This is a genomic window from Corynebacterium aquatimens (assembly GCF_030408395.1).
Lineage (GTDB): Bacteria > Actinomycetota > Actinomycetes > Mycobacteriales > Mycobacteriaceae > Corynebacterium > Corynebacterium aquatimens.
In genome coordinates this window covers 1,579,286-1,600,323 of the sequence record NZ_CP046980.1, presented here as the reverse complement: position 1 = coordinate 1,600,323, position 21,038 = coordinate 1,579,286, and the positions used below count along the sequence as shown (strand labels likewise).

Here is a 21,038-nt window from a genome sequence, read left to right as displayed (position 1 = left end):
CTGGCTCGAATCAAAAACGGGCGCGGTTACCGTACGCCGCGGCGCCATTCGTTGTTGATTACGGCGTCGCCTTCCGCGGTGACGCGAATGCCGCTGGTGCCGCCTTCGGGCCAGAAACGGCTGGACATTGTCACTGCGCCGCCGCCGGCGAAGACTTCAATGGTCGAGCCATCAACGACGATGGTGATGTTGTCCTCATCGTCCTCTGTAAGCGTGGCGTACACCGCCTCATCGTCGTGGCGGTCAAGCGTTATGCCGTCACCGGAGTGGATGATCGTTGCGGCTGGATTTCCGTTGCCGTCCAGAATCTCAGCGGTGATGGCGGAGCCGACAGGAATTTCACACAAGCCGGTCCACATGGATGCGCGCTCAGATTCGCTGACTGCGTTTGGCAGTCCCGTCGACGGGGTTTGGTAGAGGCGCCCGTCGGCAAGCGTGAGAACGCGGGGGAGAGATAGAGCGTTCGCCCAGCCTTCGGCCTCCCAGGTGGGCTGGGTGGTCGGATCGCCACCGCGGCCGGTGGGAGCCAAAAGACCAAAGATGAAAGCCTTGCGCAGGCGGCGGTCTTGGCTGAACACGCCGGGGACGACGTTGGTGCTGCGTGGGCGAGTGAAATCGTGGCCGTAGTCGATGCGCTGGAACGGCGTGATCACGTCATAGGTGGCACCGTTCAACGTGCCCACGAGGTAGCCGGAGAGGTCCGAGTGGTCGCGCTCCTGGGTGATGAACAGCACGTCGCGGATTTCACCGTTAACCTCATCGCGCAAGCGGATGAGGCGGGGAGCGACCATGATCACGTCGTCGGGCATGCCGGTTTCACCATTGAAAGTCAACGGGCCGACGACGGACCAGGAGGAATCATCGGAGGAACTCAGCACAACCGGCGTTGGACTTTCATCCGGGCCGGAACTCGCTAGCATCAGCCAGCCGGTTTGGCCTTGCTCCCGGTTGTCGTTTTCTTCCCAATCGGGAACCACGCACGGGGAGCGGAAGCGGGTGAGCGGACCACGGTCTTCCACTACGGCGCCGAGGCGGTTCACACCCTCGTCGATTTGCAACTCGTCGTCAATCTCGTCGCACAACTCGTCGATATCCTCCACGCGCGCGACCTGGATCGAGTAGCCAGCGGCGGTCTCCGACGTGAAGTACAGGTCCACGTGATTGTCCGAAGCGACAACGGATCCAGCGTAGACGTTCGTCTCTCCGCCAACGGGAGCGATCACGTCGTTGCACTCGTAGAAGTCATACGGCGTGTTTTCTGAAACCTGGTGGGCCCACCGCGTTGGAGCGCCCGGTGTGGGTTCGTACTGGTAGAACATGTGCCAGTGGTCAATTTCTAAGGCATCAGGCTCACCAACGACGTACCGCAGCATGCCTGCCGCCGCGTCCAAAATGCCGGACTCCGCGGTGACGTGAAGCTCAGGGCGCCATCCAGTGCTCACAGTTTCTCCTCGATGAATCTTCGATGTGCAGGGTGCAAAGCCCTCTTAGCAGGCCAAAGCGCGTACTCGAACCGCGTACGCAGGCCAGGGAAAAGGACAACTTTTTCCTAGAGTAGCGATTTGTAGACTTCTACGGTGTCAGCCGCGATCGAATCCCAGGTGAACTCCGCCTTGACCCGCTCTAGTCCGGCCGCGGCGTACCGTTTGGTGGTTTCCGCGTCCTCGGCCAGCGCGTTGACTGCGGCGGCGAGGTTCTGCTCAAACCCGGTCTCATCGTCCGGGGTGTAATCAACCAAGGTGCCGGTTTCTCCGTCCACAACAACCTCGGGGATTCCACCCACGCGCGAAGCAACGACCGCAGTGCGGCACGCCATGGCCTCCAGGTTCACGATCCCCAGCGGCTCATACACCGATGGGCAAACAAAGATGTCCGCGATGGAGTAGATCTCGCGGATCTTCTCCTTCGGCAGCATGTCCGTGATCCAGTGAACGTGGTCGCGGGTCTCCCTCAATTCGTCGACAAGCTTCTGCGTCTCTTCCGCGATCTCCGGGGTGTCGGGAGCGCCCGCGCAGAGGATCAGCTGGATGTCTTTGTCAAAGTCTTGCGCGGCTTTGACCAGGTGGGGCACGCCTTTCTGGCGCGTGATGCGGCCCACGAAGGCAACGATGGGTCGGTCTAGATCAAGCCCAAGCTTATCGACGATCGATTCCTCACCGTCTTCGGCCGCAAGCGGATCGACTGGGTACCAATCAGCAGTGTCAATGCCGTTGAGGACGATGTGCACCTTAGATTCGTCGATACGCGGGTAGGCCTCCAAAATGGAACCTTTCATGCCGCTGGAAACCGCGATGACCGCATCTGCGTTTTCCATCGCGTTTTTCTCGCTCCACGACGAAATGTCGTACCCACCGCCAAGCTGCTCACGCTTCCACGGGCGATCCGGCTCCAAGGAGTGAGCCGTGACCACGTGGGGGATGCCGTGCAGCAGACCGGCGAGGTGGCCGCCCAGGCCCGAGTACCACGTGTGGGAGTGAACCACGTCAACGTTGTTGGCAGCGTGCGCCATGCGCAACCCCGTCGACAGGGTCTTGATTGCCCCGTTGGCGTCTTCCAGCTCTGGGTCGACGCCGTGCACGTACACGTTGGCCTCATCGCGCGGCGCGCCCATGCAGTGCACATCCACCTCAACCCCATCGAGCTGACGCATGAACCGCGTCAACTCTGTGACGTGAACACCCGCGCCGCCGTAGATCTCTGGCGGGTATTCCTTTGTAAGCATCCCAACTTTCAACGCCTGGCCCTCCTTGGGCTGCGAATCTGACGTGTGTCCATCACCGGTGTGTGCGCTCATACATCCGAGACTAGTGAATTATTCGCGCCGGGCTCGTGCAGCGCCGAGCAAACTTCAATAGGCTGGGGAAGTGTGAAAAGCCAGCCAAACGTCTTCGCCATTGTTCTCGCCGGCGGGGAAGGCAAGCGCCTGTTCCCGCTCACCGCTGATCGCGCAAAGCCTGCCGTCCCCTTCGGCGGCAACTACCGCCTGATTGACTTCGTTCTATCCAACCTGGTCAACGCCGGTTACATGCGCATTGCGGTGCTGACCCAGTACAAGTCACACTCGCTTGACCGCCACGTTGCAACGGCGTGGAACTTCTCCGGCCCGACCCACCAGTACATCGCCTCCGTGCCCGCGCAGCAGCGCCTGGGCAAGCGTTGGTACCAGGGTTCTGCGGACGCGCTGTTGCAGTCGCTGAACCTGATCTACGACGAAATGCCGGACTACGTTCTGGTCTTCGGTGCTGACCACGTCTACCGCATGGACCCATCCCAGATGGTCCAAAACCACATCGAATCCGGCAAGTCCTGCACCGTCGCCGGCATCCGCGTCCCGCGCGAAGAAGCATTCGCCTTTGGCTGCATCGAAAGCGATGAGGACGGCACGATCACCAAGTTCCTGGAGAAGCCGAAGGACCCGCCGGGAACCCCGGATGACCCGAACATGACCTATGCGTCCATGGGTAACTACATCTTCTCCACTGAGGCACTGATCCAGGCGCTCAAGGACGATGAGCAAAACGAGCGCTCGGACCACGACATGGGTGGGGACATCATCCCGTACTTCGTGGAGAAGGGTGACGCGAACGTCTACGACTTCTCCGGTAATGAGGTCCCGGGTGCCACCGACCGAGACAAGGGATACTGGCGCGACGTTGGTACTGTTGATTCTTTCTACGACGCCCACATGGACCTGATCAGCGTCCACCCGATCTTCAACCTCTACAACAAGTCGTGGCCAATCCACTCCACTGAGGATGACAACCTGCCGCCGGCCAAGTTCGTCCGCGGCGGCATCGCACAGGAGTCCATCGTCGCGCCGGGCTCGATCATCTCGGGCGCGACAGTGCGCAACTCCGTACTGTCCACTGACGTGATCATCGAAGAGGGCGCCACCGTTGAGGGCTCGGTGCTCATGCCGGGCGTGCGCGTGGGACGCGGTGCAGTCGTGCGCCACGCCATCTTGGACAAGAATGTCTACGTCTCTGACGAAGAGATCATCGGCGTGGACGAGGCCCGAGACCGCGAACGCTACACCGTCTCCGACAACGGCGTGGTCGTAGTCGGCAAGGGCGAAGTCATCGGCCAACCACACCTTGGCTAGCTTTTCAAGCTAGCCAAGGTGTGGTCATCATCGAAAGCGACGAGCTGATCGAAGCTCTAGGCCAGCCCCGCGCGGGCTGGCCTTTTTTCGGCTTTACCGGCGGGTGATCAGCGTCAGGCCGGAATCCAACGGCAAGCGTGTGACCACTGCGCCTTCGAAGGAATCCGCATAGTCATTCGCGCTGCGTGCGGCGATCGTGTCGCGGTCGATGCGTGAGGCGTCGGCCACCGTGCCGTCGAGAAGCGATTGCGCAAGAACCAGCGTGCCGCCGCGCGTGAGCAGCGGCCACACCGCGTCGATGGTGGCCTGCATATCCACTGGTTCCACATCGGCGTAGATCAGGTGGTAAGAATCCGCGGCGAGGCGCCCGAGAACATCGAGGGGGGTCGCGGGCAAAAAGCGTGCGCGCGAGGGGCTGTATCCCGCGTCGCGGAACGACGTCTTGGCACGAGCATGGCGGTCCGCATCGGGGTCAATGCACGTCACGGTCGCTTTGTCCGGGAGGCCGGCGAGCATGTGCAGGCCAACCACGCCCGCGGACGGGGTGATAGCAACCGCCCCGGTACCGGTTCCGGCTGCGGCTCCGGAGGCTGCGAGGGTGCTGAGGAGACCACCGACGACGGGGGAGGGGGCCGCGAGTCCACGTTCGGTGGCCTCCGCCCGCGCGGCGGCGATGGCAGCACCCAGTGCGGAGGCGTCCGCATCCTGCGTGTTCATGTGAAGGCGGCTCTCGATGTACGAATTCATTGACGTAAATGCAGTCTCACTCACACCTGCCATCTTACTGTTAGCGGATCGTTATATTTGCCCAGGGAATTCGCATGTCCGCCGCTGGATTCCCAAGGTGCAATGGGTCACAATGTTGTCATGCCCGCTGACGCTCATGACCGCCCCACACACTCCCACGCAGCAGACCTCACCGGAGAACCCGCGGAGGAGTTGACCGGGACCGCGGCATTCGACGCGGGAGTGGGGGCGATGCCGAGCTGGTCGGAGATCGTAGCTGAACACGCAGACAGCGTCTACCGCTTGGCGTTTCGTCTCAGCGGCAACCAGCAGGACGCGGAAGACCTGACGCAGGAGACGTTCATGCGCGTTTTCCGCAATCTGAAGTCCTACAAGCCGGGGACGTTTGAGGGCTGGTTGCACCGCATCACCACCAACCTCTTCCTAGACATGGCGCGCCGCCGAAGCAAGGTTCGCATGGAGGCGCTCCCGGAAGACTATGAGCGCGTACCCGGTAACGATATGACCCCTGAGCAGGTCTATCAGGTGGCCAACTTGGATCCTGCTTTGCAAGACGCTCTGGATGAGCTCAGCCCGGAATTTCGCGTCCCCGTCGTCCTGTGTGACGTCGTGGGGATGAGCTACGAAGAGATCGGCAAGACCCTTGGCGTGAAGATGGGCACGGTGCGCTCTCGCATTCACCGCGGCCGCAGCCAGCTCCGCGCAGCCCTTGAAGCCAAAGCTCAGCACAGCGCCGCGACCCGTGAACTGATCCGCTCCTACTAGCATCTACCAGCCTGGTGCCATGAGTAGTTCACATCGACGCCACTTCGACTCCACGGAACACGTCAGTGCGGAAGCCATCGCCGCGCTTATCGACGACGAGTTGTCACCCACCGCCGCCCATCGAGCGCGTGTCCACATCGTTTTGTGCGAATCCTGCCGCAACGACGCCAATGCACAACGCTACGCAGCCGAAGCAGTGCGTAATCACAACGTGGAAGAAGGACTGAGGGCGCCGAGGGGACTCGTCGATAAGCTTGCGCAAATTTGTGAAACCGAGCAGCCCGCGGCGCGGAAGCGGAGTCTCAAGGACCTGCCGGGCCTGTCGGGTTTGTTCAAATAACGCCATGTGGTTGCCTGCCGGGGCGAAGAGTAAGGTAGAAAACCGTGTTCAGCAGCATCGGATGGGTAGAGATCTTCGTGGTGATCATCGCGGGTCTCATCATCATCGGACCCGAGCGCCTACCCGGCGTGATCCTGGATGTCCGCGCCGCCATCTTTGCCGCCCGCAAAGCGATCAACAACGCTAAAGCCGAGCTCAGCGGCGAATTCGACGGCGAATTTGATGAGTTCCGCAAGCCCATCACTGCCGTGACCGAATACGCCGCGATGGGGCCCAAACGCGCCATCGCCAAAGTGCTGTTCGATGAAGAAGGCGAATTCCTCGACCAATTCGACCCGCGCACCGCTCTAGGGGATGCCCCGAAAACCGCCATGAACTCGGATATGCCCGAGTCCTCCGTGGACGCCGCGAAGAAGGCGGATGCCCAGGATGGTGCTGCCGCTGCCTCCTCCGCCGCCTCCGCCTCTTCCGCTGCCGCGGCAGGCGAGCCGGCCCGCAGCGAAGAGAACGATATGGCCCTGATGAAGACGGAATACACCCCCACCCAGCCGATGGCGAAGAACCCGTACCGCCGCCGCCGTCACCAGCCGGGTCTGCGCACGAAAGTTGACCCGCCAGCTAACCAAACACCCGCGTCCGGCGGGCAGGGAACCACAGAATCAGGCGGATCAGGCGGATTCTCCTGGGCCGACATCACCTAAGTCCTGCGAAAACGTCTGTGGTGGCGTGCGCGCCCGTCCCCGCACTCTCGCCCGCATCCGAGGCCGCTGTTTAACCGCTACGGTCGATCGCCTTGGTTGCCCTCTTTTCTGAGTGGCGCGGCCACTCAAGAAAATTCTCTGATCGCGACCTGCGGGTTTCCGCATCAACTATCGCTGAGTGGCTTGGCCACTCAAGGAACCGCTTTGCTTAGATCGAAATGTCGAGCCGTTGGGCGGACCGATCGAGCCGTCGGGCCCGTACCCTCGCCCGCATCCGAGGCCGCTGTTTAACCGCTACGGTAGATCGCCTTGGTCGCCCACTTCTCTGAGTGGCGCGGCCACTCAAGAGAATTCTTTGTTCGCGACCTGCGGGTTTCCGTATCAAATATCGCTGAGTGGCTCGGCCACTCAAGGAACCGCTGTGCCTAGATTGAAATGTCGAGCCGTGGGGCCCACCGATCGAGCCGTTGGATCGACCGATCGAGCCGTACGAATCGTGCAAAATCTGACCTGGGCTTTTGCAGCAAACGGATCGATCGTAAAGACAACCGATCGATCGCCAATTTCAACGGATCGATCGCCGGTTTAAACGGCTCGATCGCCGCTCGTATGGATAGGGTCTGCAGCCGGGCGCGGGGTGGCGCAGGGCGATAGGCAGCGAGTGGCGGGGGGAGGGGGCCGGCGTGGCAGGCGGGGGGAGGGGGCTGGCGGGGGAGGCGGGGGACTGGCCGTTTACTTGACGCCGAGGTTGAGGCTCTTGCCGGCCAGCGAATCGCGGCGAACCATCAAGGTGTTCGCGATCTCGGTGATGGCTTTGCCGGTGGGAGAGTCGGGGGCCGATAGGGCGATTGGAGTTCCATGGTCGCCGTGGGCGCGCAGTTGCGGGTCCAACGGAACGGATCCAAGCAACGGGATGTCTTCGCCGAGGATCTCGGTGAGACTCGTGGACACTTGCTCACCACCGCCGGAGCCGAAGACGTTGATGGTGGTGCCGTCGTCAAGCACCATCGCGGACATGTTCTCAATGACTCCCGCAACCTTCTGGTGGGTCTGCTGGGCGATGGAGCCGGCGCGCTCAGCGACTTCAGCTGCTGCGGCTTGCGGCGTGGTTACGATGAGGAGCTCCGCGTTGGGGAGCAGTTGTGCCACGGAGAGCGCGATGTCACCCGTTCCCGGCGGCAGGTCGAGGAACAAAACGTCCAGGTCGCTCCAGTAGACGTCGGTGAGGAACTGGGAAACCGCACGGTGAAGCATTGGCCCGCGCCAGACAACTGGTGCGTTTCCTTCGACGAACTGGCCGATGGAAATGTGGCGCACGCCGTGGGCGATCGGCGGGAGGATCATTTCATCCACAACGGTGGGGCCCTGATCGGCTGAGCCCATGAGACCTGGGATGGAATGGCCGTAGACGTCCGCGTCCAAGATCCCGACGCTCAACCCCTTGGCCTGCAGCGCAGTGGCTAGATTCACCGTCATAGAGGACTTGCCGACGCCACCCTTGCCGGATGCCACCGCAAAGATCCGCGTGGTGGAACCATCCTGCGTGAACGGGATGACTGGGTCGGCCTTGTCCGCTTTCAACCGCTGGGCAAGCGCGCGCCGCTGCTCATCGCTCATGACGTGCATGGTGACGCTGACCTCACCGACGCCTTCGATTTCTTCGACGACTGCTCGGACGTTCGATTCGATCGTGTTGCGCATCGGGCAGCCGGGGATGGTCAAATAAATCCCCACTGCGACGTCGGCACCGTCGATCCGGACGGATTCCACCATGTCGAGCTCCGTAATCGGCTTGCCGATCTCCGGGTCATCGACGCGCGCCAACGCATTACGCACTGCGGCTTCGGACACTGTTGCGGGGTGTGAAGAAGAGGTAGCCATCGCCCGCAAGTATAAGACGCGCTTGTAAGTCAGACCGTTAAGGCCCTTTAAGGCTCAGTAATATGGGAACGGTACTACCAAGAAAACGAAAGGTTAGCCATGTCCAACCCTGCATACGCCACCCAGCAAAACAATCAGATAGCTAAGCAAGCCGGCATTGCACTAGAACGTCCCTCCGGTTGGCCCGTAGCGAGTTTCCGCTCATACTCCGATGCGCAAGCTGCAGTCGACGGGCTGTCGGACCGCCAATTCCCGGTTGAAGCGCTGACCATCGTCGGCGTTGACCTGATGCAAGTTGAGAAAGTCACCGGCCGCCTCACCTGGCCGCGCATTCTTGGCGCCGGTGCTTTGTCCGGTTTGTGGCTTGGTCTTTTCGTGGGCCTTTTGTTCATGCTCTTCGGCGAGCCGTTTTTATCCCTGATCTCCGCATTGCTGATCGGTCTGATCTTTGGTGTCGTCTTCGCCGCAATGAGCTACTGGTTGACCAACGGTAAGCGCGATTTCTCCTCCGCCACCGCCATCGTCGCCGGCCGTTACGACGTGCTGTGCGAGCCCTCCCACGCACCCGCCGCCCGCGACGCCATCGCATCCATGGGCTTAGGCACCGCTGGAGCCGTGGGTATGCATTCCCAGCCCGCTAGCGAGCAGCCCCAGACATCCGAGACGCAGTCGTCTCATGCGCAGTCGTTCGAGGCGCAGTCGTTCGAGGCGCAGCAGCCTCAGGCGCAGTCGTTTGAGGTGCAGCAGTCTCAGGCAACCCCGGCCCAGCACCAACCGCAGCCCGGGCGATCCACGCAGGTGAACCAAGCGAGTTCAGCTCAGGTTCAGTCGGCACAGGCTCCGCAGAACCACCAACCCGTACAGCCAAACCAAGCTGAGTCCTACCAGGCCCCAGTTCAGCGAGCGGAGCAGCCGCACTACGCCGAGCCGCAGAACGATGCCCAGCCGAATGAGGGCCACTGGAGTGTTGTCCAGCGGAACGATGCCCAGCCGAACGAAGCCCAGCCGAACGTGGCTCCTAACTCCTCCCCGCAATCTGAGGACAACCAGTAGTGGGAAACCGTGTTTCCGCGATGCGCCGCGGTCTTGCCTGTGCGGTCGTACCCGCCTTGATGTTGACGGGATGCACGAAGATTGATTCCGAGTCCAGCACCGATCGGTTAAAGCCGCGGAACGCCGTGACGATCGCGGCGAATCCGGCTTCAGAGGAGCAGATGGTCCTCGCCGAGATTTATCGCCAGGTGCTAGAGCTCGCGGACAGGCAAGTCGGCATCGTTGGATTACGCATGGATACCAGCGAGGAGCGGTTGGAGGCTCTTCGTCAAAACGATGCCACCCTCACGGTCGTGTGTACCGGCGCCGTCGCAGAATCCATGAACCGTGCTGAACTCAAAGAAATAGTTGCAAGCGAGGGCGAGGATGGTTCCGACACCGTCAAGCCAATGAGCGAGGATATGGTCAATGCCGTCTATGACGTCGCGCTGGCCACGTTCGCTCGCGACTGGGCCACGGTTGATCCGTCGCCCGCAGAGGCATGTTCTACTGAACCAGGTGTCGCTGAGGAAGATTCTGAAGGATCGAAACTGCCGCAGAACGTCATCCCGGTGTTCAATACCAACGACTTTGACCGCGGTGAGCGCGGCGCCATGAACGCGGTGACTCGTGCGCTTAACACAGAGGACCTCAACGAGTTGGTCGAAGAGTCAAAGAAAACCGGCAAAAGGGCCAAACTGGTCAACGAATGGATGATGAAGCGCACCGGTATGGGATCCGAGCTTCCTCGACTGAAAGAGGGCGACCCAGAGTTCCAGTAGCGGCGCTTAGAATCGGTTCGTTTTGCGCCGCTCTTTGGCGATGGTTAAACCCTGACGATGGTGACAGTGTTCCCGAAGCAATCAATTAGGCACAGCGAATAACCGCAGGCAGTAGGCCTGCGGTTTTTTCGGTTGCCCCGGCAAGTGTCAGCAGATTCAGGATGGGTCTGGAAGGGAGGGGTGGGGCCAGGTTGGCGTTGAGTGTAGGCCGGGGGTTGGCGGTGGAGGGCAGGTGTGGAGCTCTATGTGGGCTGTTGTTGGGGGGAAGCTGACGATGGTGACAGTGTTCCCGCGGCAACCAATTAAGCGCAACGAATAACCGCAGGCAGTTGGCCTGCGGTTTTTTCGGTTGCCCCGGCAAGTGTCAGCAAATTCAGCCGGGGCGGCGGGGCCCGGGGCTGGGGCCCAGGCTGGATGGTCGGTGGCCGGTGGCCGGTGGCTGGGCCCTGGCCGGGCTAGGCGAAGGCCTCGTCGAGGAGCTGCTTTTCTTCCTGCTGGTGCACCTTGGTCACGCCGGTGGCGGTGGTGGACTGGGCGCGGCGGGAGATGCGGCGCATCGGCGGGATGCCGTCGATGTTGGTGGGGAGGTGCTCGTTGTAGAACGGCCATGCGCCCTGGTTGGCGGGTTCGTCCTGGACCCAACGGATTTCAGTGGCGTTGGGGTAGTGGCTGAACGCGTCTTTGAGGCGGTTGAATGGCAGTGGGTGGAGCATTTCCACGCGGATGATGGCTACGTCGTCGCGGTTGTCCTTGGCGCGGCGCTTTTCCAGCTCGTAGTAGATCTTGCCGGAGCAGAGCATGATTGTGGTCACCTTGTCGGTGGCCGCGCCGTCGAGGACGTTGTTTGTAGAGTCGGTCAGGCGCGGGTCGTCGATCACGGAGCGGAAGCGCGTGGAGTCGATGAACTCGTGCGGCTGGCTGACGGCGTCCTTGTTGCGCAGCATGGACTTCGGGGTGAAGACCACCAGCGGGCGCTTCATGTCACCGAGTGCCTGGCGGCGTAGTAGGTGGAAGTAGTTGGACGGAACGGTCGGCTGGGCGACGGTCATGGATCCTTCCGCGCACAGTTGCAGGAAGCGTTCAATGCGGGCGGAGGAGTGGTCCGGGCCTTGGCCTTCGTAGCCGTGGGGGAGAAGCATGATCAGGCTGGATAGCTGGCCCCACTTGGTTTCGCCGGAGGCGATGTACTCGTCGATGATGGTTTGGCCACCGTTGGCAAAGTCACCGAACTGGGCTTCCCACGCCACAACGGCGTTTTCATTACCGATTGTGTAGCCGTACTCAAAGCCCAGGCCGCCGTACTCGGTCAGGGCGGAGTTGTGCACCTTGAAGATTCCGCCGTTACCGGCGCGGTCCGCGGCGGCGTTGAGCGGGTTGAAGGATTCACCGGTGGAGGGGTCGTACAGCACGGCGTGGCGCTGGGTGAAGGTTCCGCGCTGGCAGTCTTCACCGGCAAGGCGGACGCGCTTGCCCTCCACAGCCAGGGAGCCGAATGCAAGCAACTCGGCCCAGGCCCAGTCGATGTTGCCGTCTTCGTAGGAACCGCCGCGCTTCTTCAGAACGGGCTTGAGGCGCTTGTTCGCGGTGAAGTCGCTCGGCAGTTGCGCGTACGCGTTGGCCAGGTCTTTGAAAAGCTCTTCGCTTATCGACGTATCCAACCCCCGGGTCAGCTCCTGGGAGTGCGTGATACCGGTTTGCTCAGCAGGGGATCCCTTGTTTTCCTGGACGTCGTTGAACACGGAATCGAGCTGGTCGTGGAAGTCCTGTGCAGCGATCTCTGCTTCTTCCTCGGTGATGTCGCCGCGGCCGATGAGGTCCTTGGTGTAGCGGGTACGCACCGAGGGGTGCGAGGAGATCTGGTCGTACATCAGCGGCTGGGTCACCGACGGGTCGTCGGCCTCGTTGTGGCCGCGGAGGCGGTAGCAGATCAGGTCAATGAAGACGTCCTTGCCAAACTCACGACGGTATTCGGTAGCCAGCTGGCCCACCCAGGCCGCGGCTTCCGGGTCGTCGCCGTTGACGTGGAAGACGGGGCAGTCGAAGCCCTTTGCCAAGTCGGTGGCGTAGTGCGTGGAGCGGCCGGAGTCCGGGGTGGTGGTGAAGCCGATCTGGTTGTTGACCACGATGTGGACGGTGCCGCCGACGTCGTAGCCGCGCAGCTTGGACATGTTCAGGGTCTCCTGGACGATGCCCAGGCCGCTAAAGGATGCGTCGCCGTGCAGCATCATCGGGACGACGGTGTGGTCCTGAATTGCCTGGCCCTGGTTGATCAGGTCCTGCTTAGCGCGGGCCATACCTACCATGACGGGGTCAACGGCTTCCAGGTGTGAGGGGTTGGCGGCCAAAGTGACCTTGATTTCCCCGTCGCCGAACATCTGGATGTGCTCACCCTCAAAGCCGAGGTGGTACTTCACGTCACCGGAACCGCCCTGCTGGGCAGGCTGCAGGTTGCCCTCAAACTCGCCGAAGATGGTTTTCACCGGCTTGCCCACGATGTTGAACAAAACGTTGAGGCGACCACGGTGTGGCATGCCAATGACAACCTCGTCGAGGCCCTGGCCAGCAGCGGTGTCAATCACCGCATCCATGAGCGGAATCAGAGTTTCTGCGCCTTCGAGCGAGAAGCGCTTTTGGCCCAGGTACTTGGTTTGCAGGAAGTTCTCAAAGGCTTCGGCCGCATTGAGCTTTTGCAGGATGTACTTCTGCTCAGCGTTCGTCGGCTTGGGCATGCCCGCTTCAATGCGGTCGCGCAGCCAGTCGCGCTCATCGCGGTCCAGAACGTGGGTGTACTCCGCACCAATGTGCAGGGTGTAGGCAGCGCGCAGGCGGGTCAGCACCTCACGCAGCGTCATGCGCTCCTTGCCGCCGAAGCCGCCGACGTTGAACGTGCGGTCTAGATCCCACAGGGTCAGGCCGTGGGTTTCCATCAGCAGATCGCGTGCGTCCGGCTTTGCCAAACCGGGCTGCTCCCAGTTCAACGGGTTCGTGTCGGCCATGAGGTGACCGCGGGAACGGTATGCCTCAATGAGAGCCATGACGCGGGTGTTCTTGTCCACTCCGGTGTTCGGAATGTCCTGGGCCCACCGCATCGGGGAGTACGGGATGCCCAGGGCTTCAAAGATTTCGTCCCAAAACTTGTCGTCGATAAGCAGGCGCGAAATATCGCGCAAGAACTCGCCGGACTCCGCGCCTTGAATGATGCGGTGGTCGTACGTTGAGGTCAGGGTGGTCAGCTTACCCACGCCCAGCTCAGCAAGGCGGTCCGCGGACGCGCCGGCGAATTCCGCCGGGTAATCCATGGTGCCCATGCCCACGATGGTTCCCTGGCCCTTGGTCAGGCGCGGGATGGAGTGGCGGGTACCAAAGCCACCCGGGTTGGTCAGCTGAATGGTCACGCCCTGGAAGTCTTCGATCTTCAGCTTCCCGTCGCGGGCGCGGGCCACAATGTCCTCGTAGGCATTGAGGAACTTATCAAACGTCATCTGCTCGCAGCCCTTGATCGCGGCGACGACCAAGGCGCGGGTGCCGTCCTTCTTCGGAAGGTCAATGGCCAGGCCCAAGTTGATGTGCTCCGGCGTGACTACAAACGGCTTGCCGTCTTTGAGCTCGTAGGAGTTGTTCATCGACGGGTGCAGCTGCGTCGCCTTGACGATGGCCCAGCCCATGATGTGGGTAAAGGAGATCTTGCCACCGCGCGTGCGCTTCAAGTGGTCGTTGATCTGCGCGCGGTTTTCAAACATGAGCTTGACCGGCATGTCGCGCACGGTGGTGGCCGTGGGCACGGTCAGGGACTCGTCCATGTTCTTCGCAATAGCCTTGAACGCACCCTTGAGCTGGTTCTCGCCCGCCGGTGGCAGGTCTTTGAGGTTCTCCAGCGGCGACGACGCGTGGGTGTGGCGCTTCGTCTTCGCGCCCACCGCAGGCGTGGTGCGTTGCGACGGCTGGGATGCCTGTTGCACAGCGCGGTCAACCTTGGTTTCGCGGCCATCCTGGCTCGGCGCTGCGGTAGAGGTGGACACCTCCGTGCTGGTCATGACACGCTTTTGTGCCTTCGGGTCGTTCTCCACCTGCTTAGCAACGTCTTTATCGGCGGCGGCCTTGTCCTCGACCGCCTTGTCAGCCATGGAGGTCACCTTCGCGTGCGTACTGGAACTTTCCGGTGCGTCTGCTTTACCGGCAAACAGCTCCCGCCACTCCTCATCGACAGAGTTCGGGTCTGCCTTGTACTGGCGGAACATTGCTTCCACCAACCAGTCGTTTTGGCCGAAAGTGCTTTCATTGCTCACGGCAGTGATTCGCCTCGCTTCTAATACATGTTTGTGTGTAATCCGCTGCAGGTGAGCGGCGTATTTGACCGCCACGCGCAGCGATCACCTGTTGATTGCCCACAATACTGCATATTTCCCGCCCGCCTCGACGAGCGTCTCGTGGGTGCCGTCTTCGATAATACGACCCCCCTCCATGACCAGAATTCGGTCGGCTCGCCGGGCCGTCGCCAAGCGGTGAGCAACGATGATGGACGTGCGCCCACGAGCAATCTTGGACGACGCTTCCAACACGCCGCGTTCGGTTGCCGGATCAAGGGTCGCCGTTGCTTCGTCGAGAAGCACAACGTGCGGCTGAAGCATCTCCGCGCGCGCAAGGGCAATGATTTGGCGTTGCCCGGAACTCAAACCGCGCCCGCGCTCGCCCAAAGTGCGGTTGAATCCGCCGGGGATCGCGGCAATCACGTCGAGGCCGCCGATGCGCCGCACGGCGTCTTCAATCTCCGCCTCCGTCGCCTCCGGCCGGCCGTAGGCGATGTTCGCGGCCACGGTGTCGGGGAAGAGGTAGGTCTCTTGCGGCACTTGCGCGATCGCGCGCCGCCAGTCGGTGATGGGGAAATCGCGGATGTCGGTGCCGCTCGCGCGCACAGAACCGCTCGTCGGATCATAAAAGCGAGCTATTAGCTTGACGACGGAGGATTTGCCCGCCCCGGTGGCCCCCACCAGGGCAACGGTCTGCCCCGGTTTGAAGGTGATGTCGATATCCTCCAGTGTTCTGTTCTCCACTGCAGTGCTCGCCACTGCAGTGGACGATTCTTTCGTCGCGTAGGAGAAATCGACGTCGTGCAGCTCGATCGCACCCCGCGCTGCCTGCGCCGCGCCGGGCTTCGTGCCGGTGTCGGGGACCGTGGTAGAGGTTGCCAGGAGCTGCGAAATGCGCTCGAAGCTCACCGTGGCCTGCTGCCATGAATCGAAGATCTGCCCCAGCTGTTGCAGCGGACCGTAGAGCTGGTTCAGATACATCGTGAACGCCACGAGCACACCCACGGACAGTGATCCTTCCGCGACGCGCGTGGCGCCGACGCCGACGATCGCGGCGGTCATCACCTGCGTGATGGTCTGCATGCCGGGGAAGTAAAGCGCCACCGCCAGCTGCGCTTTCATACGCGTGCGGCAGTAGTTCGCGCTCATGGATTCAAACGCGGCCTCGCTGGGTGCTTCCATAAGGTGCATTTGGCTTGCGCGGATCCCGCCGATGAGCTCCGCAAACTCGCCGTTGACTTCGGAGATCTGCGTGCGCGCGCGGCTGTAATAGCGCTTGGAGTAGCGGCGGAAGATAATCGTGGCAATGGCAATGACGGGCACCGCAGCCAGGGCCACTACCGTCAGCGATCCATCCGTGGCCACCAGCATGACCACCACGCCCAGAAGCGTCGCCAGCGACACGATCGCCTGCGCAAGGCCGGTCTGCAAAAACCCCGACAAGGTGTCAATGTCGGTGGTCATGCGCGTCATGATGCGCCCGGACAGGTGGGATTCGAAGTAGCTCATGCCCAGCGTCTGCAGGTGCGCGTAGCTGCGAAGCCGCAGGCCGTAGAGCAAGGATTCGCCGCTTCTCGACGACAGGATGGTCATGCAATAGTTCGCCGCCCACCCGATGATCACGACTGCCAAGGCGGCTGCTGCCGTGAGCCAGAGCGCCTGGGTGTTGGACTGCTCGATGCCGCGATCCACCGCCGCGCGCACGAGGGTGGGGAAGGCAAGATCCGCGACGACGCCGACGATGAGGAGGACAACTACGGCCGCGATCAGCCACTTCACGGCAGCAAACAGATCGCGCACCTTGAACCGGTCGGCGTCCGCGGGCGGTCGAACAAGATTAGGGAGCGGCCGCGGTTGCTCCGTTGCTGGTGGGAGCCGGTCCACCCGGGACAAGATCTCCGGTGTGGCGGCGATGGCAAAACTAGCCATTGCGCCCGCGCCACCGGCGCCACGGCCTCCACCCATCCCAGAGCCGCGGCCGCCCATTCCGGCCCCCAACGCACCGGCGGCGGGGTTGTCAATGTGCTCCGTGGTGCCGGTTGGCTCGTCGGCCGGCCACAGTAGTTCCCGCGGTGGTTCACTGCGCTTGGCATTTTCCTGGGCGCGAGGCTGGGATTCAGGTGGTGCAGGATCCATGAGTGCGGCGTACTCGGCGGTGGCCATGACGGCGTCGCGGGGGCCGTCGATAAGCACGCGCCCGCGGTCTAAAATGATGACGCGATCGGCGTGATCGACGGTGGATTGGCGATGCGCGATAGCGATGATGGCGATCGAGCCGCGTTCGCGGCGCAGGTTGGTAAGGATAGCTGCTTCGTTTTCGGCGTCGATGGCGCTGGTGGCGTCGTCAAGCAAAAGCACCGATGTTTGCCCGTGCGTCTGCGCGTCTTGTGGCGCGGTGCCGCGAGTGAGAAGCGCTCGGGCCAGGGCGATGCGCTGACGCTGGCCGCCGGATAGGGTAAGGCCGCGCTCGCCGACCACCGTGTCGTAACCGTCGGGCAGGCGGGTGATGAATTCGTCGGCGCGCGCGAGGCGGGCAGCGTGAGCGATGTCTTCTTCCGAAACCGTAGCGCCCATCGCGATGTTGTCGCGGATAGAGCTGGAGAATAAAAATGGTTCATCGAACACGCACGTGACGCGCTGGCGGATGTCGTGCAAGGAAAGATCAGGGTAGGGCAGCGGGCCGTCCGGGCCAAGCAGAGACACCTCCCCGGCATCGGGCTCATAGAACCCGCCGGCCAGCTGCACCGCCATGGATTTGCCGGCGCCTGCAGGGCCGATGATGGCAACGGACTCGCCGGGGGCAACGGAAAAGCTGAGGTCATTCAGTACCTCGTGCCCGCCGGTGGAAAAGTGCACACCGTCGAAGCGAATCCCCACTGGTGCATCAGGAATCGGGAGTGGGGTCGCTGGCTCGGTGCGCTGTGGTGAAAGGCTTAAGACTTCGTCGAGGCGGTCGACGCTGCTCATGCCCATCTGCATGGTCACGTACCCGCCGGCCAGCATGGACATGGAACTGGTCAGCGCGGTGAGGTACGTGGTGAATGCCACGAACGCGCCGACAGTCATCCCGCCGCGGATGGTGATGATGCCGCCCATCACGATGGTGACCACCAAGGCGAGGTTGGGCAACTGGCTCAGTGTTGGTTGAAAGCGTGCAGTCAGCTTCGACGTGCGCATCTTCACCGCGTAGAGCGCGCGCCCTAAGCGGTCCAGTTTTGCCACCTCACGGTCAGCAGCGCCGAACGCCTTGACCACGCGGATGCCGGAGACCGTTTGTTCAACGTGGCTGGCTAGGTCCGCCGATGTTTGTTGGTTGACCCAGGTGGCCGCGTAGAGAAAGTGGCGGGAGCGGTTGCCCACCCACACGATGAGCGGCAAAAACGCGAGCGCAAGCGCGGTGAGACGCCAGTCAACATACACCATGATGCCGATGGTGAGGATCAACTGGAGAAAGCGGGAAAACATGATCGGTCCGATGGCCAAAAGCATCTGAAACTGGCCAAGGTCCGAAATAGACCTGCTGACTACCTGCCCGGTGACGATCTCATCTTGGCCAGGACCGTCCACACGGTTCAATGATCGAAGAAGACCCACGCGCACCCAGTGCTGGGCGCGGTTGGCCAATAATCCCGCGCAGTAGCGTCGCGAAAATTGCATCGCGTACTGTGCCACGGCCAGCACCACCATCGTCCACGCCACGACCGCGATGGACCCACCGCGGTTGCCGGTCGCGATATCAATCGCGGACCCCGTCAACGCGGGGAAGGTGACCTGAATGATCGTGGACACAATCGACGCAACGATCGCCAGGGTGGCTGGGAGCCAGTGCTCCCGTAGCGCGCGGACCAGCAAATTCGGCTGATCACCACGAGCTGAGCTACTTACGAGCATTACGGAAGAAGCTGATGACGCGGGTGAAACCCATGCCGTCCTTAGAATCCTTGGTCACCGCGTCATCGAGTTCTTTTTCCTCCGCCGTCTCGGCGGGAAGCGGCTCTGGGAACTCCCCGGGTACTGCGCCCAAGTTGGTTCCCACGTTCTTAATCACGGTGTTAGCTAGCTTGCGGTTTGCCATGGTTCCGGCCACCGCACCGATGCCCAGCGGCATGATCTTGCCAATCCACATGCGGCGCAGCTTCTTGTTCATGCTCTTCATCGCCGTGCGGGCAAGCATGTTGTTGGCCTGCGCCAGGGTCGGACCGCTGAAGCGGGACAGGGTTGCCCGCGTGGGGATCTTCTGTGCGTTCGGGCCCACCAGTGCATCCACAATCGCACTGCCCTGGGTGCCCAGTAGAACAACTAAGACGATCGCCTTGCGGCGCTCCTCATCAGTAATGTCCACGCCGCGGAGGTACGCGCTACCCACGGTGTACAGTGCCGCCAGGTCCACGAACACGAGTGATTCGCCCGCAATGGCGGCAGCACCGGTGATGAACCCAATGCCCGGGATCGCCGCCGCAGTACCCGCCCCAGCGCCGGTGCCGGTGGCTGCGCGCAGGAACAGCGTGTCCATCATCTCTTGGATCTCCGCGGGGGAGGCCTCCGGGTTCTTCCGGCGTAGGCGGTTGACGTAGGCCTTGATCACACCGGACTGCATGTGGACTGCACGGTCAAGCGCGGAAATGAACGCCTTGCCCAACGGTGTCGCATTCGCCTCTAGCGCAGCCGGGTCGGACCCGATTGCGTCGACGATTTCCTTCGACTTCTTCTTTCTTCCAAATGCCATCGGGTCTCTCCTGGGTGTACGTATTTGAAAACCTCCACCATCCTAAGCGGTTATTGTGGGCGCCATGCGAGTCACGCACCCCATTGCCACCACCGCCACCGGAATGGTTCGTGGTTTGTACCTTGATGGGCTGCGTACGTGGCGCGGGGTTCCCTACGGCTCGTCGACAGCTGGGGCGAGCCGCTTCCGTGCGCCGCACCCGCCCCGGGAGTGGAAGGGTGCGCTGGACTGCACGCAGTTCGCGCCGCCTGCGCTGCAGGGCAATTACGGTCCGAATGACATGGTTGAGGGCACCGAAGACTGCCTCACGTTGGACATTGTCCGACCGGATACGGACGATGTTCTGCCGGTGGTCGTGTATTTGCACGGGGGCACGTTCATCACCGGCGCCTCCAACGACCGGGTCTCTCAGGGTCACAACATTGCCCGCGATACCAACATCGTCTACGTCTCGCTCAATTTCCGGCTTGGCGTCATGGGGTATCTTGATTTCCGCCTGCTGGGGGAGGACTGCGTGGCCACTCCCGCCACCCACGACCAGATCTTGGCGTTGCAGTGGGTGCGGGACAACATCGCGCAGTTCGGCGGGGACCCCAACCGCGTGACCATTATGGGTGAGTCTGCCGGGGCAAACGCGGTAACCACCTTGATGTGTACGCCCGCGGCCCATGGTCTCTTCCACGGCGCGATTGGCCAGTCCACGCCCGTCGCGGCCGTTCATTCGCGTCTCCAGTCCGCCATGTGGGTGCGCGCCTTGCTGGATCGCATGGGCATGTCGCGCTTATCGACGATCGATGATCTGCGCGCCCAGGACGCCGAGGAACTCGCCCGCGTTGGCCAAACGATGACGGTGACAGGCGGTGCAATCCCAAGCCTGAACCTGTGTTTCATGCCCACCGTGGACGGCACTATCTTGCCCAAACATCCCCTGGCCACCTTCGCCGCGGGGGAGGAAGCCCCCGTACCCATGATCCTGGGCACCAACTCCGGTGAAGCCAGCTTTGCCAAGGCATTCTTCATGCGTTCCCGCGCCCGCGAACGCGCCGCAAAGAGGCTTTTGGATATTTATGATCCACGTCATTCCGATGCCGTGCTGGCCGCTTACAACTACGCCAGTAACCGCTCCGATTTCGCGGAACTCGTGGCCGATGCCGTGTTCTGGGCACCGTCGGTGAAAGCCGCCACGGATCACCGCAAGGTGGCTGGTACGTGGATGTACCGCTTCGACTACGCGGGTGAGTTAATGACGCGCATGGGACTGGGTGCTGTTCACACCGCCGACCTGGAAGCGGTCTTCGGTATGCAATATGCCACCCCTGCCGGCCACCTCAACCGCATTGGCCGCACCAACGAGTTTGATCAGGTCCGCGAGTTCATGCAGTACCACTGGGGCCACTTCTTCCGCCACGGCCGCCCCGGATCCGATTGGCCGGCGTACGGCTTCCGCCAGGAGGAAAAACCCGGTCGCGCCACCGCAATCATCAACGCCCAGTCCACCGTGGTCTATGACCCCAAGCCGGACCAGCGCCGCGCCTGGGAAGAGTTCGATATGAACGAATGGGGGATGGGCCGCGAAGACCTCATGGAAGACCTCGCCGACTTCTTGGGGCTTGATGACACTCCCATCTCGCCGAATTCTAGGTAGCCTGGGCCAC

The 21,038-nt window shown here is 62.1% G+C and carries 13 protein-coding genes and 1 pseudogene; 7 read left to right on the top strand and 7 right to left on the bottom strand.

Annotation, left to right across the window (positions count from 1 at the left end; translation table 11 throughout):
* Positions 1–26 precede the first annotated feature (26 nt).
* Both CAQUA_RS07215 and glgA read right to left on the bottom strand, forming a co-directional pair.
* Positions 27–1,442 (bottom strand): GH32 C-terminal domain-containing protein, encoded by a 1,416-nt coding sequence (locus tag CAQUA_RS07215; RefSeq protein ID WP_290178072.1) that lies wholly within the window; start codon positions 1,440–1,442, stop codon positions 27–29.
* Positions 1,443–1,549: 107 nt separating this feature from the next.
* Positions 1,550–2,734, bottom strand: coding sequence for a glycogen synthase (gene glgA, locus CAQUA_RS07210; RefSeq protein ID WP_196825527.1), 1,185 nt, complete (start codon positions 2,732–2,734; stop codon positions 1,550–1,552).
* Positions 2,735–2,866: 132 nt separating this feature from the next.
* On the opposite strand from glgA, the gene glgC reads away from it, so the two are divergent.
* Complete coding sequence (glgC, locus tag CAQUA_RS07205; protein ID WP_196823884.1) at positions 2,867–4,102, top strand: glucose-1-phosphate adenylyltransferase; 1,236 nt, start codon at positions 2,867–2,869, stop codon at positions 4,100–4,102.
* 93 nt (positions 4,103–4,195) lie between these two features.
* Here the strand turns inward: glgC and CAQUA_RS07200 are convergent, their stop codons facing one another.
* Positions 4,196–4,849, bottom strand: a complete 654-nt coding sequence (locus CAQUA_RS07200) for an O-methyltransferase (protein WP_231375333.1) — start codon at positions 4,847–4,849, stop codon at positions 4,196–4,198.
* Positions 4,850–4,969: 120 nt separating this feature from the next.
* On the opposite strand from CAQUA_RS07200, the gene sigE reads away from it, so the two are divergent.
* Genes sigE through CAQUA_RS11215 form a run of 3 tightly spaced genes read left to right on the top strand, consistent with a single transcriptional unit; the run spans position 4,970 to position 6,655 of the window.
* Entirely contained in the window at positions 4,970–5,614 is a 645-nt protein-coding gene (gene sigE / locus CAQUA_RS07195; RefSeq protein ID WP_196825529.1) for an RNA polymerase sigma factor SigE, read from the top strand.
* Positions 5,615–5,633: 19 nt separating this feature from the next.
* Entirely contained in the window at positions 5,634–5,954 is a 321-nt protein-coding gene (locus CAQUA_RS07190) for a zf-HC2 domain-containing protein (RefSeq protein WP_196823885.1), read from the top strand.
* Between the two features lie 44 nt (positions 5,955–5,998).
* A complete protein-coding gene (locus CAQUA_RS11215; RefSeq protein ID WP_331273424.1) occupies positions 5,999–6,655 on the top strand; it encodes a twin-arginine translocase TatA/TatE family subunit in 657 nt (218 codons plus the stop codon).
* Between the two features lie 732 nt (positions 6,656–7,387).
* Here the strand turns inward: CAQUA_RS11215 and CAQUA_RS07180 are convergent.
* Positions 7,388–8,536, bottom strand: coding sequence for an Mrp/NBP35 family ATP-binding protein (locus tag CAQUA_RS07180; protein ID WP_196823886.1), 1,149 nt, complete (start codon positions 8,534–8,536; stop codon positions 7,388–7,390).
* Positions 8,537–8,635: 99 nt separating this feature from the next.
* Between CAQUA_RS07180 and CAQUA_RS11275 the strand changes: the two are divergent.
* Both CAQUA_RS11275 and CAQUA_RS07170 read left to right on the top strand, forming a co-directional pair.
* Positions 8,636–9,136: pseudogene (locus CAQUA_RS11275) on the top strand (YflT domain-containing protein); the annotation flags it as partial.
* 452 nt (positions 9,137–9,588) lie between these two features.
* Positions 9,589–10,350: a type 2 periplasmic-binding domain-containing protein gene (locus tag CAQUA_RS07170; protein WP_196823887.1), complete on the top strand. Its 762-nt coding sequence runs from the start codon at positions 9,589–9,591 to the stop codon at positions 10,348–10,350.
* Positions 10,351–10,805: 455 nt separating this feature from the next.
* Here CAQUA_RS07170 and CAQUA_RS07165 read toward each other — a convergent pair whose 3' ends face one another.
* The 3 genes from CAQUA_RS07165 to CAQUA_RS07155 all read right to left on the bottom strand — a co-directional run bounded on the left by CAQUA_RS07165 (position 10,806) and on the right by CAQUA_RS07155 (position 19,383).
* Positions 10,806–14,636: a multifunctional oxoglutarate decarboxylase/oxoglutarate dehydrogenase thiamine pyrophosphate-binding subunit/dihydrolipoyllysine-residue succinyltransferase subunit gene (locus CAQUA_RS07165; RefSeq protein WP_196823888.1), complete on the bottom strand. Its 3,831-nt coding sequence runs from the start codon at positions 14,634–14,636 to the stop codon at positions 10,806–10,808.
* A gap of 84 nt (positions 14,637–14,720) precedes the next feature.
* Positions 14,721–18,548 (bottom strand): ABC transporter ATP-binding protein, encoded by a 3,828-nt coding sequence (locus CAQUA_RS07160; protein WP_196823889.1) that lies wholly within the window; start codon positions 18,546–18,548, stop codon positions 14,721–14,723.
* Positions 18,535–19,383, bottom strand: a complete 849-nt coding sequence (locus CAQUA_RS07155) for a hypothetical protein (protein WP_231375334.1) — start codon at positions 19,381–19,383, stop codon at positions 18,535–18,537. Before CAQUA_RS07155 ends, CAQUA_RS07160 begins: the two co-directional genes overlap by 14 nt.
* A 64-nt stretch (positions 19,384–19,447) precedes the next feature.
* On the opposite strand from CAQUA_RS07155, the gene CAQUA_RS07150 reads away from it, so the two are divergent.
* Positions 19,448–21,028: a carboxylesterase/lipase family protein gene (locus CAQUA_RS07150; RefSeq protein ID WP_196823890.1), complete on the top strand. Its 1,581-nt coding sequence runs from the start codon at positions 19,448–19,450 to the stop codon at positions 21,026–21,028.
* Positions 21,029–21,038 lie beyond the last annotated feature (10 nt).